The 773-nt window shown below is 45.5% G+C and carries 1 protein-coding gene; it reads right to left on the reverse strand.

The window, feature by feature from the left end:
- Positions 1–773: elongation factor Tu (locus I6E70_RS20545; RefSeq protein ID WP_197189500.1), on the reverse strand; the 773-nt coding region annotated here is incomplete at both ends.

Consider the following 773-nt stretch of genomic DNA (forward strand, 5'->3'; position numbering starts at 1 on the left):
CCGATGTTTTCGCCAGCACGACCTTCGTCTAGAAGCTTACGGAACATTTCAACACCAGTACAAGTAGAACGAGTTGTATCATTGATACCAACAATTTCTACTTCGTCATTGATGCGGATGATACCAGCTTCAACACGACCAGTTACAACAGTACCACGACCCTGGATTGAGAAAACGTCTTCGATAGGCATGATGAAAGGCTTATCGATGTCACGCTCTGGCTCTGGGATGTAAGTATCAAGTGCGTTTGCAAGCTCAACAATCTTATCTTCCCACTCTTTCTCGCCTTCTAACGCTTTAAGCGCAGAACCAGCAATTAGAGGTAAGTCATCACCTGGGAAATCGTATTCTGAAAGAAGTTCACGAACTTCCATTTCTACTAGTTCAAGTAGCTCTTCGTCATCTACCATGTCACATTTGTTCATGAACACGATGATGTAAGGAACGCCAACTTGACGAGAAAGAAGGATGTGCTCACGCGTTTGTGGCATAGGGCCATCAGTCGCAGCAACTACTAAGATCGCGCCGTCCATTTGAGCAGCACCAGTGATCATGTTTTTAACATAATCGGCGTGACCAGGACAATCTACGTGTGCGTAGTGACGTGAAGGAGTATCGTATTCAACGTGAGACGTTGAAATAGTGATACCACGTTCGCGCTCTTCAGGAGCGTTGTCGATTGATGCGAAATCTTTAGCAACACCGCCGTATACTTTTGCAAGTACGTTAGTGATTGCTGCAGTTAGTGTAGTTTTACCGTGGTCAACGTGGCC

This window comes from Pseudoalteromonas sp. NGC95, from assembly GCF_015864705.1.
Lineage (GTDB): Bacteria > Pseudomonadota > Gammaproteobacteria > Enterobacterales > Alteromonadaceae > Pseudoalteromonas > Pseudoalteromonas arctica.